Raw genomic sequence first — 12,158 nt, 5'->3', positions numbered from 1 at the left:
GGCGCGCCATCAGTGGTAGCCCTCTTCGGGATCGACCTTGCCCCGGAACACCCAGTAGGCGTAGCCGGTATAGGCCAGGATCATGGGCAGCAGGATCAGCGCGCCCCACAGCAGGAACACCAGGCTGCTGTCGGGCGCGGCCGCATCATGGATGGTCAGGGCCCCGGGCACCAGGTAGGGGTAGAAGCTGATGCCCAGCCCCGCGTAGCACAGCACGAACAGGCCCAGCGCGGCCAGGAAAGGCAGCGCCTGGCGCTGGCGGCGCAGGCCGTGCCACAAGGCCGCGGCGCAGCCGGCCAGCAGCAGCGGCACCAGCGCCGAGAAAAAGGCGGTGGGCCAGCCGAACCAGCGCTCGAAATAGTCGCGGCTGACGAAGGGCGTCCACAGCGATACGGCGGCGATCAGCGCCAGCAGGCCGGCGGCCAGGTAGCCGGCCAGGCGCCGTGCGCGCGCCTGCAGCGCGCCGGTGGTCTTCATGTGCAGCCAGGTCGCGCCCAGCAGGCCATAGCCGACCACCAGGGCCGCGCCGGTCAGCACCGAGAAGGGCGTGAGCCAGTCCCACCAGCCTCCCGCGTAGGCGCGGTTCTCGATGCGGATGCCCTGCACCAGCGCGCCCAGCGCGATGCCCTGCATGGCCGCGGCGATCGACGAGCCCAGCCAGAAGCCGTTGTCCCACAGACGCGATTGCGGGCGGGTGCGCCAGCGGAACTCGAAGGCCACGCCGCGAAAGACCAGCCCCAGCAGCATCAGGATCAGCGGCATGTACAGCGCCGGCAGCACGGTCGCGTAGGCCAGCGGGAACACCGCCATCAGGCCGCCGCCGCCCAGCACCAGCCAGGTTTCGTTGCCGTCCCAGACCGGCGCGATGGAGTGGGTCATCACGTCGCGGTCGCGCCGTTCGGGAAAGAAGGGAAACAGGATGCCCACGCCCAGGTCGAAGCCGTCCAGCACCACGTAGGCCAGCACCGCGAAGGCGATGATGGCGGCCCAGGCCGTGGCCAGGTCAAGCGCCATGGCGGTCTCCTTCGTGGGATTGCTGGGCCGGCCCCGGGGTGATGCCCGCCGCGCGGACCGGCCCCTTGTCCAGTTCGTGGTCTTCCTGCGGGGTGGGCGGGCGCCGCATCAGGCGCAGCAGATACCAGGTGCCGGTTCCGAATACGAGGAAGTACACGATGACGAAGGTGATCAAGGAGGCGCCCACCGCGGGCGCGGCCACCGGCGAGAGGCTGTCGGCCGTGCGCAGCACGCCGTAGACCGTCCAGGGCTGGCGGCCGACCTCGGTGGTGTACCAGCCGGCCAGCACCGCGATCAATCCGGACGGTCCCATCGCCACCGCGGCCCGGTGCAGGGCCCGGCTGCGATACAGCGTGCCGCGCAGGCGCGCCAGGCCCGACCACAATCCCAGGGCCAGCATGAGCAGCCCGATGCCCACCATCACGCGAAAGGCGAAGAACGGGATGGCGGTGGGCGGCCGGTCCTCGCGCGGCCATTCCTTCAGGCCCTTGATCTCGCCGTCCAGGCTGTGGGTCAGGATGAGCGAGCCCAGCTTGGGCACTTGCACCGCATGGCGCATGGTCTCGGCCTGGTCGTCGGGTATGCCGAACAGGATCAGCGGCGCGCCGCGGCGCGTCTCGTAGTGGCCTTCGATGGCGGCGATCTTGGCAGGCTGGTGCGCCAGGGTGTTCAATCCGTGCAGGTCGCCCACCACGATCTGCACGGGCGTGACCAGCAGCGCCATCCACATGGCCATCGAGAACATGATGCGCGCCGGCCGGCTGCCGCCATCGCGCAGCAAATGCCAGGCGCCGACCGCGCCCACGGCGAAGGCCGTGGTCAGGAAGGCGCCCAGCACCACGTGCGTCAGGCGATAGGGAAACGAGGGGTTCAGGACGATGGCCCACCAGTCCTGGGGCACGAAGACGCCATTGGCGTCCAGCGTGTAGCCGGCCGGCGTGTGCATCCAGCTGTTGGCCGAGGTGATCCAGGTGGCCGAGATCAGCGTGCCCAGCGCCACCATGACCACCGCCACCATGTGCAGGGCATCGCCCACCTTCTTGCGGCCGAACAGGGCGATGCCCAGGAAGCCGGCCTCCAGGAAGAAGGCGGTCAAGACCTCGTAGCCCATCAAGGGGCCGATCACCGCCCCGGCGCGCTCGGAGAACACCGACCAGTTGGTGCCGAACTGGTAGCTCATGACGATGCCCGAGACCACGCCCATGCCGAAGGTCACGGCAAAGATGGTTTTCCAGTACTCGAACAGCTGCAGGTAGACCGGATCGCGCTTGGTCAGCCACAGGCCGTTGAGCACCATCAGGAAGCTGGCGGTGCCGATGGACAGCGCCGGGAAGATGAAATGGAACGAGACGGTAAAGGCGAACTGGATGCGCGCGAGCAGTTCGGCGGTCATTCCCAGGAACATGGCGGGGGCGTCCGTTGCGGCGGCCCGCCGCTAGGGCGAGCGCGCGTCGTTCTGCGCCCGCAGCCGCCGCAGGGTTTCTTCGCCGAAGTCCTCGGGCGCCAGCACCAGCGGGCCGGCCTGCACCTGCGACTTGAGCTGGGCCAGGGCGTGGATGACGCGGAAGTTGGCGCGGTATGCCTGCAGCCAGCTGGACGGCTCGCCGCCCGCGCCGAAATACTGCTGCAGCGCGGCGGCGTGCACGTCCACCTGCAAGGCGGCCTGGTCCGGCCCGTGCATGGAAAAGCGCAGCGCCTGGCCCTCGATACGGGCATGCGGGTCGTAGCTCAAGGCCTGTTCCTCCCGCGCTGGCTAGGACGTTTCGGCCAGCACCCGCTGGGTCAGCCAGCGCTCGATGGTCTGCATGTGCTCTTCTTCCTGCGCCATCGGTTTCTCGAACGAATCGGCCAGATCGCCGTGGCCCGCGTGCCTGGCGACCTGCGCCAGCAGCGCCCATCCCGCCTCGTCGGTCAGCTCGGCGGTCAGCAAGGCCTCCAGGCACTGGTTGACGGTGGTGCGCGGGTCGGTGACCACCTGCAGCAGGCCCATCGAGGCCACCGCGCTGGAGGCCGCACAGGGCGTTTGCGCCGTGGGATCCCCGCCCAGCGATTCCATGGCCGCCTTCAGCAGCAGGAAGTGCTCCTTTTCCTGCTCGCAGATGCGCCACAGGTCGGCGCACAGCTGCGGCTCGACCGGCGGCTCGGCCGCATCGGCCTTGGCCGCCGCGGCTTCGTACAGGCGCGTGCCGGTGCGCTCGAAGGCCAGCCGCTGGCCCAGCTTGTCGAACAGCACCTCGGGGGCCTTGCCCTGCAGCTTGCCCAGCGTGGCCTGCATGACGCCCTTGACGGTGCCCGGCAGCGGCACCGAGCCCAGCCGGTCCGCCTCCTGGATGTAGCGGCCGCGCTCCTGCGCGAGCGTCTGCCGCCCGAGCATGGGCTCGGCGGGCGCATCCTGGGCGTGCTCGACCTGTTGCGGCCCTTCGAAGGGCGCCATCTGCATGCCGGTGCGGTTCATGCCCAGCTTGGTTCGGTTTTCCATGTCACTCTCCCGAGAGGCGGTTGCTGTGGGTCAATTCGGTGCCGGGACGCCACTGGTAGCCGGCCGACACCAGGGTGCTGGGCGAGCCTTCGGCGTTCAGGATGGCGCGCGCCTGGACGGACGCCTGGCTCTCCTGGTCCTGCGGCACGTAGGCCGGGCCGTCGCAGCGCAGCGATACCTCTTCGTCCAGCACGCTGCGCACGAACTCCCGGTGCGGCCCGAAGTCGATCGGGGCCGGGATGACCCCGGCCAGTATCTCGTCCGGATCGCGCCGCTCGTGGGTCTTGTACAGCTCGCGGATGGCCGTCAGGTGGCCGAACTCGTAGTCCAGGAAGCGCTCCCAGATCGCCTTGATCCGGGGGTTGGATTCCTGCTGCGCACAGCTGTAGTAGCCGTAGATTTCCGTGGCCTCGTGGATGAGCAGCTTCTCCAGCAGGCCCTCGGCCGGATCCTGCAGCGAGCCGTATTGGGTGACGTGCTGCTCCTCGACCGAGGCGATCTCGGCATAGAGCTGGCGCGCCACCGGGTCGGCGAACAGCGGCCCGATGTTCATGTAGTAGTCGTGGGTCTGGTATTCGGCGGCGGTGATCAGCGTGGCGTGGATCTTGGTGATGAGCGCGGCGCTGTGGCGGTCGTAGGGATTGCGCACGTCGTCCTCGGGCGCGCGGTGCTCGTCGACGGTGGGCCGGCCCGGCACGATGTCCGTGTAGCCCTGCAGGATGTTGTTGGCGTCCTTGCCTTCGAGCCTGTCCAGCAGCGCGCTGTAGCGGTAAAGGTGGTCGAAGTCCTCCAGCAGGCCGTAGCGGTAGGTCTGCGCCTGGTAGGGGTCGGGCTCGTGCTGCGCCACCGACGCGGTGACCTCGATGGCGACCTGCTCGTAGGCGATGGTGGTCTCGATGGGCGAGTGGTCGGCCGACAGCAGCCAGTTGACCAGGGTGGCCTGGTGCTGCTCGACCCGCCGCAATTGCGCCAGCGGCACGCGCAGCGGCCCGTTGAGCCGCGCCGCGATGTGCTTGAGCCGCAGCGCGTCCAGCTCGATGCCGTTCATGAGTATGACCCGCACCCGGGTAAAGGCGTCGTCATCCAGCTTGCTGATGGGCTTGCCCACCATGTCGCGCCACGTGAAGCGCTGTTTTTCCAGCGGCACGCCGCGGTGGTCCCAAAGGTTGTTCAACACGGACATGGCGATTTCTCCTCGAGCGGCCTGTACGCGATCAGCGCAGCAAGCGGCGTGCCAGCCCTGCCGCAGGAGGAGGAGGCAGGGCGCGCGCGCCGTGCACCAAGGCAGGAATTGCAAGCGTAGGGATCTCTTACCGACCGGCGGGCGCGGCCGCGGCGCCGCGCGTATCATCGCCCTTCATCGCGCATCGCTACAGGAGTACCCCTATGCCCGCATTCGAAACCGACCGACCCGCTTTCCGCTTCATCGCCGGCACGGCCCCGCTGCTGGTGTCCATGCCGCATGTGGGGACCTACGTGCCGCCCTCGGTGGCCGAGCGCCTGACCGGCCAGGCCCGCCAGGTGCCCGATACCGACTGGCACCTGGAACGGCTGTACGCGTTTGTGCGCGAGCTGGGCGCCTCGGTGCTGGTGGCCACGCATTCGCGCTACGTGGTCGACCTGAACCGTCCGCCCGACGGCAGCAGCCTGTATCCGGGCCAGAGCGTCACCGGGCTGTGCCCGGTCGATACCTTCGACGACACCCCGCTGTACCGCGAGCCGGCGCTGGCGCCCGACGAGGACGAGATCGCAGCACGGCGCCAGGCCGTCTGGCAGCCCTATCACGCGCAACTGCGCGAAACGCTCGAGCGGCTGCGCACCGAGCACGGCGTGGCGCTGCTGTGGGATGCGCATTCGATCCGCTCGGTGCTGCCGCGCTTTTTCCACGGCACGCTGCCCGACCTGAACCTGGGCACGGGCCAGGGCAGCAGCTGCGCGCCGGCGCTGGCCCAGGCCGTCTACGCAGCGGCGCAGCAGGGCGGGCCGCAAGGCTATACCAGCGTGCTCAACGGCCGCTTCACCGGCGGCTACATTACGCGCCATTACGGCCAGCCGGGGCAGGGCATCCATGCGATCCAGCTGGAGATGACGCAGTCCAGCTACATGCAGGAGGCCCTGCCGTTCGACTACCTGCCCGAGCGCGCGGACCGCGTGCAGCCGGTGCTGCGGCGCATGGTCGAGACGGCGCTGGAGCAGGCGTTGACGCTGCGCTAGGACTAGCCCCTGGCCTGGCCTTGAGGCCCGCCGTTGCGCAGGAAACGCCGCCTTTCCCAAACGGAAAGCCTGGAGCCGGTGCCTGCCCGTACCATCCTTGCCTTGCGCCGCACCTTCATGAGGAATCCCGCCGGCGCTTCCAAGGAGAAGTAAGGATGAAACACGAGCTTGCGATTTCCTCCATGCGCGACCAGTGTTCCGAGCAGGAATGGGAGGCGCGCGTCGACCTGGCGGCCTGTTACCGCCTTATCGCGCACTACGGCATGTCGGACATGATCGCCAACCACATCTCGCTGCGCGTGCCGGGCGAGCCCGAGGCGTTCCTGATCAATGCCTACGGCATGCTGTACGAGGAAATCACGGCCTCCAGCCTGCTCAAGATCGACCATCACGGCAACATCCTGAGCCGCCCGGATTTCGGACCGCACCTGAACTACGGCGTGAACAAGGCCGGCTTCGTGATCCACAGCGCCATCCACGAGGTGCGGCCCGAGGTCGATTGCGTGATCCACACCCACACCTGGGCCGGCATGGCGGTGTCCTCGCTGGCCTGCGGCCTGCTGCCCATGACGCAGACTGCCATGCGCTTTCTGAAGATCGGCTATCACGACTACGAAGGCGTGGTGCTGGACATGCGCGAGAAGGAATCGCTGTGCCGCGACCTGGGCCAGAACGAGGCCTTGATCCTGCGCAATCACGGCCTGCTGACGGTGGGGCGCACGATCGGCGAGGCCTTCAACTGGATGCACCGTCTGGAGGTTTCCTGCCGCGCGCAGCTGGCCGCCATGGCCTGCAATACGCCGCTGTCGGAAGTGCCGCCGGCGGTGCGGGAGGCCACCTACCAGCAATACCAGCCGGGCACGCGCCGTCCCTACGGCCAGATGGAATGGCCGGCGCTGCTGCGCCTGATGGACAGGCTGGACCCGTCCTACCGCACCTAGAAAGATTCCCCAAGAACGGAGACTGCAATGAAGTTCCATTACCGCGCCGCCCTGGCGCTGGGTTTCGTATTGTCCGCGCAGACCGCGCTACTGGCCGCGCCGGCCGCCGCGCAGCAGAATTATCCCGAACGGCCGGTTCGCGTCGTCGTGCCCTATCCGCCCGGGGGCAACCTGGACATCACCACGCGCACCATCACCGCCGCGATGGCCCGCCACCTCAAGCAGTCGATGGTGGTCGAGAACCTGGGCGGGGCGGGGGGATCGATCGGCGCGGGCACGGTGGCGCGCTCGGCGCCCGACGGCTATACCGTGCTTTCGACCACCATCGTGCCGCTGGTGGTCAACCCGGTGCTGATGCCCGGCACCCAGGTCAAGCTGGACGATTTCGAGCCCGTGGGCATGCTGGCCGTGGTGCCCTCGGTGCTGGAGGTCAACGCCAAGAACTCCCAAGGGATCGCCGACTTCAAGGGCTTCATCGAGAACGCCAGGAAAGATCCCGGCGCGGTGGCGCTGAGCCACTCGGGCAACGGCACGACCAACCACATCGCCGCGCTGCTGATCGAACGCGATTTCGACGTGAGCTTCAATGCCATTCCCTATCGCGGCTCGGCCCCGGCGCTGGCCGACCTGCTGGGCAACCAGGTCGATGCGATGATCGACCAGCTCAACAGTTCGCTGCCGCAGATCAAGAGCGGCGGGCTCAAGGCCCTGGCGGTGACCTCGGCCGAGCGCGTGCCCGCGCTGCCGGACGTGCCCACCGTGGCCGAACTGGGCAAGCCCGGTTTCGAGATGGTGACCTATTCCGCGCTGATGACGCCCAAGGGCACGCCACTGGCGGTGCGCCAGGCCCTGAACGAGGCGCTGGCCAAGGCCGTGGCCGATCCCGAGGTGCGGCGCCAGCTCGAGTCCACCGGCGCGCAAGTGGTGCCCGCCACCATCGAGCAGGCCGGCCAGCTGTTCGAGCGGGAACAGGCCAAGCTGCGGCCGCTGCTCGATGCCGGCGTGTTCGATCCCCGTTGAGCGGAGGCCATCATGACCCGTTCCTGTCTGCCGCCCCGCGAGCAAGCCCAGCCGCTGGACCATGCCTTGCCGCCCGGCGCCTGCGACAGCCATGCGCACGTGTTCGGTCCCTACGAACGGTTTGCCTTGCAGGCGGACCGCAGCTATACGCCGCCGGAGAACGACGCGCAGCGCTTCATCGCGCACCTGGACCGCTTCGGCCTGGCGCGCGGCGTGCTGGTGACGGCCAGCGCGCAGGGCGACGACAACAGCAACGTGCTGGCCGCCTTGCAGGCCTATCCGCAGCGGCTGCGCGCGGTGGCCGTGCTGCGTGCCGGCGTGGCCGAGGCCGAGCTCGATGCGCTGGCCGCCCAGGGGGTGCGCGGGGCGCGCTTCAACCTGTACCGCCACGAAGGCCGCAACGTGTATCGCAATGGCGTGGGCCTGGAAGACTTCGAGGCCCTGGCTCCCCGCCTGAAGGCGCGCGGCATGCACGCGCAGATCTGGGTGCACGCGCCCGACCTGCCCGAACTGGCGCCCACGCTGACGCGCTCGGGCGTGGACCTGGTGGTCGACCACATGGGCCGCATGAACAGCGCGCGCGGCGTGGACGATCCGGGCTTTGCCTTCCTGTGCCGGCTGCTGGCCGAAGGCCGCGCCTGGACCAAGATCTCCGGCGCGGACCGCAATACGGCCGCAGGCGCACCCTATGAGGATATCGCCCCCTTCGCGCAGGCGCTGCTGGCGGCCAACGCGCAGCGCGTGGTGTGGGGCAGCGACTGGCCGCACATCAACTACTACGAGCCGGACCAGGTGCCCGACGATGGCGTGTTGCTGAACCTGCTGGCGCAGTGGATGCCCGACCCTGTGCTGCGCCGCCAGGTGCTGGTGGGCAATCCCGCCCGGCTGTACGGTTTTCCGGCGGCCTGACGCAGGCCTACGCCGGGGTGCCGTGTGGGCCCCGGCGCGCCAGGTAGTCGAACAACTGTCCGGCGACCGCCCGCATCCGCGGCCGGTCGCGCACGCACACGTAGAACTGCCGCTGCGCCCAGACATCGCGCAGGGCCACCTTGGCCAGGCCGAGCTGGCCCAGGTAAGTGTCGGCGATCCGCTCGGGCAGGATGGCGATGCCCAGTCCTTCGCGCACCATGCGGCAGCGCGCCTCGTAGTTGGCCACCTGGATCTTGACGTTGATGGGACCGCTTAGCGTGGCGCCGGCCAGTTCCAGGAAGGCCTCGAAGGAGTGGCGCGGAAAATAGCCCAGGAAGTCGTAGCCGCGCGCTTCGTCAAGGTGCACCGCCCGAGCCTGCGCCAGCGGATGGTCCAGCGGCACGACCAGCACGCTGCGGTCGTTGCGATAGGGCATGGACGTGACGCCGGGCGCCGGCCCGGCCGCATGGTAGATGCCCAGGTCCACCTCTTCGTCGGACACCATGCGAGGGATGTCGCCGCTATAGGCCTCGACCAGGTCCAGCCGCGAGCGCGGATGCAGCCCTTGGAAGCCCTTGATGTCGCCCGGCAGGAACTGCACGATGGCCGACCGGTTGGCCGCCAGCCTGACCTTGGGAATGCCGTCTGGGGCGAATTCCTCGCACAGGTCTTGCAGGCCCCGCACGTTCTTGAGGATGGCCTTGGCGCGGTGATAGAGCGCGGCGCCGGCCGGCGTGGGCTCGACCCCGCGGTTGTTGCGCACCAGCAGGGCGGTGCCGACGTTGCGTTCGAGTTCGGCGATGCGCTTGCTGACCGCGGAGGTGACGAGGTTTTCCCGTGCGCCGGCCTTGGCCAGGCTGCGCTCCTCCACCGCGGCCACCAGCATCTGCAGGGCATGCAGGTCGATTTTCATTGTTCTGGGCCCGCGCCAGAAGGCGGGCATGGGGCTCCGGCCGCCAGTGTAGCGCCAATGGCCGATGCGTCCTGCGCTGCCTTCGTTGCCGCACCCGGCGCCGCGCCGCCGGCCCGTCCCCGGCGGGGCCGTCATTTCTGTTACATCGCTTACTTCCTTGATATCTCCGATTGACAATTAAGCCCTAAGCTACCGGCCTTTCGTGCGGGGCTGGCCCGCATGCGAATAAAGATATCTATCGATCGGGGGCTATGTGAGCGCGGGTGCCGGGGGGGCCGGGCTCGATGCGGTGTGGTCTTTCGTGTTCGAGACGGACGCGGACCCGGCATCGCGCCATCGTAAAAACCTGTTGGTGCTGGAGGACGGCCGCGTCAACGGGGGCGACGGCGTCTGCGCGTACTCGGGCCGGTACGGCTACGACGCGGCGCGCGCCGTCGCGCATCTGGCGCTGACCGGCCGTTGCGCCGAAGGCGAGGCCGCGCCGGCCTGGTTCGGCCAGGGCACGGTCTGCCGGTTGGAGATCGCCGGGCAAGTCCAGGGCGATGTATTTCTAGGGCACGGCGGGGTCGAGGCCTTGCCGCGAATGACGCTGCGGGTTCAGGGCGTGAAGGTGGCGCAGCCCTAGCTAGCGGGCCGCGTCCAGGGCGCGTCCGCTGGCCGGCGCCGCGCCCGCGCCGTGCGCCAGCCGCTCCAGTTCGCGCTGCACCAGTTCGTAGTAGGCGCCGCGGCGCGCGAGCAGCGCGTCCGGCGTGCCGTCCTCGACGATGCGCCCGTGCGCGAAGACCAGGATGCGGTCGAAGTTGCGCAGCGTCGACAGCCGGTGGGCGATGGCGATCACCGTGCGGCCGGCCATGAGCCGGTCCAGCGCCTGGCGGATCGACTCCTCGGTATCGCTGTCCAGCGCCGAGGTCGCCTCGTCCAGGATGAGCAGCGGGGCGTTCTTCAGGAAGGCGCGGGCGATGGCGATGCGCTGGCGCTGGCCGCCAGAGAGCTTCATGCCGCGGTCGCCCACCCGCGTCTGCAGGCCCTGCGGCAGCGCCTCGATGAAGTCCAGGCAGCCCGCCTGCGCGGCGGCCTGGCGGACCGCTTCGAGCGGGGCGTCGGGATTGCCGTAGCGGATGTTCTCCAGCAGGCTGCGGTTGAGCAGGGCGGTATCCTGGGGCACCACCCCTATGGCCTGGCGCAGGCTGTCCTCGGTGATGTGCGAGAGGGGCTGGCCGTCGAGCAGGATGCGTCCGCGCTGGACGGCGTAGAACCGTTGCAGCAGCGCGGCGAAGGTGCTCTTGCCGCTGCCGGATTGGCCCACCAGCCCCACGCGCTGGCCGGCCGGGATCTGCACGCTCAAGCCGCGAAAGACCGGTTCGGCACGGGGGTAGGCAAACCATACGTCCTCGTAGGTGATGCGCAGCCCGGCCGGCCGCAGGTCGCGGGCCTGGGGATGTTCGTGCCGCTCGTGCGGGGTCAGCAAGGTGCCCACGGCCTCGGAAAAGCGGGCCAGGTGCTGCGTGACGTCAACCAGCGCCACGGCCAGGTCGCGCGTGGCGCTGAGCACCGCGATGCCCAGCGTGCACACCATCACCACGTCGCCGGGACTGATGCGGCCGTCGCGCCACAGCACGATCGCCCAGGCCAGCAAGGCCATGGTCATGACCACCACCGTTACCGCGTGCAGCAGCCGCAGCTTTTCCAGGTAGAGCAGGCTGCGCTTGCGCGCCTGCATTTCCTCGCCCACCGTGGCGTCGAAGCGCCGGTGCTCGCGCCGCAGCCCGCCGAACGTCTTGACCAGCGCCATGTTCCCGACCACGTCGATCATCTCGCCGTCGACGGTGGCCGCCTTGTCGGCGAAGGCATGGTGCAGCGGCCTGCCGGCGGCGGCGATGCGGAACATCACCACGATCACGATGGCGGCGATGAGCACCAGCGCACCGGCCATGGCCAGGTTCACCGAGGCGAGCAGGGCGATGGAAAACACCGTTGCCGCGCAGGGCGGAAAGACGTTCCAGACGAACATGTTCTCGATCTGGAAGACTGCGTTGGACGTCGCTGTCACGCGGCTGGTCAGCACGCCCGCCTGGCGTTCGGCGAAGTAGCTGGGCGCGTGGCCGGTAAGGTGACGGAACAGGTCCGCGCGCAGGTCGCCGGTGACATAGACGAATGTGTAACTGGCTGTCCAACTGGCCACGCGCCACAGCAGGTTGTCCGCCGCGACCAGGGCCACGACCAGGCCGAAGGCGTGCCAGGGCGCCAGGCGCACCGGGCCCCGGACCGACAGCGCATCGACCAGCACCTTCACGCCGTACTGGGTGCCAACCGAGCAGGCCACCGCCGCGATGACGGCCAGCAGGATCACCGCGTGCGCGAGCGGCCGCCGGGCGATGTAGCTGCCCAGAAAGCGCAAGGGATGCTGGGCGTAGCGCGAGAGGTTGTCCTGCGGCATGGGTTTGGCGGCTCGGCGTTGCGGGGCCCAGGCGCCAAGCCTGGGCAAGTGGCTACATGGAACCAGAGCGCCCGCCCCGGCCGCAAGCGTGAACACGCAAAAAACGTGTGGCGCCGTAACTGCTGGTCACCCCTGGCAGCACAGAGAATATTGCGGCGCATCAAGCATGGGACTAGCCTAGATCGCTCAGGACCGCGGCTCGGCCGGGCCGGAGGCGGCGAACCGTGCCGC

The 12,158-nt window shown here is 69.0% G+C and carries 12 protein-coding genes; 5 read left to right on the top strand and 7 right to left on the bottom strand.

Annotation, left to right across the window (positions count from 1 at the left end):
* Positions 1-9: 9 nt before the first annotated feature.
* Genes cydB through V8Z80_RS19840 form a run of 5 tightly spaced genes read right to left on the bottom strand, consistent with a single transcriptional unit; the run spans position 10 to position 4,670 of the window.
* Complete coding sequence (gene cydB / locus V8Z80_RS19860) at positions 10-1,014, bottom strand: cytochrome d ubiquinol oxidase subunit II (RefSeq protein WP_336063218.1); 1,005 nt, start codon at positions 1,012-1,014, stop codon at positions 10-12.
* Positions 1,004-2,419, bottom strand: a complete 1,416-nt coding sequence (locus V8Z80_RS19855; RefSeq protein ID WP_336063217.1) for a cytochrome ubiquinol oxidase subunit I — start codon at positions 2,417-2,419, stop codon at positions 1,004-1,006. Before V8Z80_RS19855 ends, cydB begins: the two co-directional genes overlap by 11 nt.
* Positions 2,420-2,449: 30 nt before the next feature.
* Complete coding sequence (locus tag V8Z80_RS19850) at positions 2,450-2,746, bottom strand: hypothetical protein (protein WP_336063216.1); 297 nt, start codon at positions 2,744-2,746, stop codon at positions 2,450-2,452.
* 21 nt (positions 2,747-2,767) lie between these two features.
* Positions 2,768-3,493, bottom strand: a complete 726-nt coding sequence (locus V8Z80_RS19845) for a ferritin-like domain-containing protein (protein ID WP_155196614.1) — start codon at positions 3,491-3,493, stop codon at positions 2,768-2,770.
* 1 nt (position 3,494) lies between these two features.
* Positions 3,495-4,670, bottom strand: a complete 1,176-nt coding sequence (locus tag V8Z80_RS19840; RefSeq protein ID WP_336063226.1) for a hypothetical protein — start codon at positions 4,668-4,670, stop codon at positions 3,495-3,497.
* A gap of 209 nt (positions 4,671-4,879) precedes the next feature.
* On the opposite strand from V8Z80_RS19840, the gene hutG reads away from it, so the two are divergent.
* The 4 genes from hutG (at position 4,880) to V8Z80_RS19820 (ending at position 8,577) form a co-directional block, all read left to right on the top strand.
* Entirely contained in the window at positions 4,880-5,707 is an 828-nt protein-coding gene (hutG, locus tag V8Z80_RS19835) for an N-formylglutamate deformylase (RefSeq protein ID WP_336063215.1), read from the top strand.
* 155 nt (positions 5,708-5,862) lie between these two features.
* Positions 5,863-6,648, top strand: coding sequence for a class II aldolase/adducin family protein (locus tag V8Z80_RS19830; RefSeq protein WP_155196617.1), 786 nt, complete (start codon positions 5,863-5,865; stop codon positions 6,646-6,648).
* A gap of 27 nt (positions 6,649-6,675) precedes the next feature.
* A complete protein-coding gene (locus V8Z80_RS19825) occupies positions 6,676-7,668 on the top strand; it encodes a tripartite tricarboxylate transporter substrate binding protein (protein ID WP_336063214.1) in 993 nt (330 codons plus the stop codon).
* A gap of 12 nt (positions 7,669-7,680) precedes the next feature.
* Positions 7,681-8,577 (top strand): amidohydrolase family protein, encoded by an 897-nt coding sequence (locus V8Z80_RS19820; protein WP_336063213.1) that lies wholly within the window; start codon positions 7,681-7,683, stop codon positions 8,575-8,577.
* Positions 8,578-8,584: 7 nt separating this feature from the next.
* Here V8Z80_RS19820 and V8Z80_RS19815 read toward each other — a convergent pair whose 3' ends face one another.
* Entirely contained in the window at positions 8,585-9,490 is a 906-nt protein-coding gene (locus tag V8Z80_RS19815) for a LysR family transcriptional regulator (RefSeq protein WP_336063212.1), read from the bottom strand.
* A gap of 301 nt (positions 9,491-9,791) precedes the next feature.
* Here V8Z80_RS19815 and V8Z80_RS19810 point away from each other — a divergent pair, with 301 nt between their 5' ends.
* Positions 9,792-10,115, top strand: a complete 324-nt coding sequence (locus tag V8Z80_RS19810) for a hypothetical protein (RefSeq protein WP_155196625.1) — start codon at positions 9,792-9,794, stop codon at positions 10,113-10,115.
* Here the strand turns inward: V8Z80_RS19810 and V8Z80_RS19805 are convergent, their stop codons facing one another.
* On the bottom strand, positions 10,116-11,927 hold the full coding sequence (locus V8Z80_RS19805; protein WP_336063211.1) for an ABC transporter ATP-binding protein: 1,812 nt from the start codon (positions 11,925-11,927) through the stop codon (positions 10,116-10,118).
* Positions 11,928-12,158 lie beyond the last annotated feature (231 nt).

The organism is Orrella sp. JC864 (assembly GCF_037026685.1).
Taxonomy (GTDB): Bacteria; Pseudomonadota; Gammaproteobacteria; order Burkholderiales; family Burkholderiaceae_B; genus Orrella.
Note: the sequence above shows the minus strand (reverse complement) of the source record. Positions and strands in the feature narration are given on the sequence as shown.

Coding starts and splice junctions, on each gene's coding strand:
- cydB (WP_336063218.1), bottom strand. CDS start 1,014: ATGGCGCTTGACCTGGCCACGGCCTGGGCCGCCATCATCGCCTTCGCG.
- V8Z80_RS19855 (WP_336063217.1), bottom strand. CDS start 2,419: ATGTTCCTGGGAATGACCGCCGAACTGCTCGCGCGCATCCAGTTCGCC.
- V8Z80_RS19845 (WP_155196614.1), bottom strand. CDS start 3,493: ATGGAAAACCGAACCAAGCTGGGCATGAACCGCACCGGCATGCAGATG.
- hutG (WP_336063215.1), top strand. CDS start 4,880: ATGCCCGCATTCGAAACCGACCGACCCGCTTTCCGCTTCATCGCCGGC.
- V8Z80_RS19830 (WP_155196617.1), top strand. CDS start 5,863: ATGAAACACGAGCTTGCGATTTCCTCCATGCGCGACCAGTGTTCCGAG.
- V8Z80_RS19825 (WP_336063214.1), top strand. CDS start 6,676: ATGAAGTTCCATTACCGCGCCGCCCTGGCGCTGGGTTTCGTATTGTCC.
- V8Z80_RS19820 (WP_336063213.1), top strand. CDS start 7,681: ATGACCCGTTCCTGTCTGCCGCCCCGCGAGCAAGCCCAGCCGCTGGAC.
- V8Z80_RS19815 (WP_336063212.1), bottom strand. CDS start 9,490: ATGAAAATCGACCTGCATGCCCTGCAGATGCTGGTGGCCGCGGTGGAG.
- V8Z80_RS19805 (WP_336063211.1), bottom strand. CDS start 11,927: ATGCCGCAGGACAACCTCTCGCGCTACGCCCAGCATCCCTTGCGCTTT.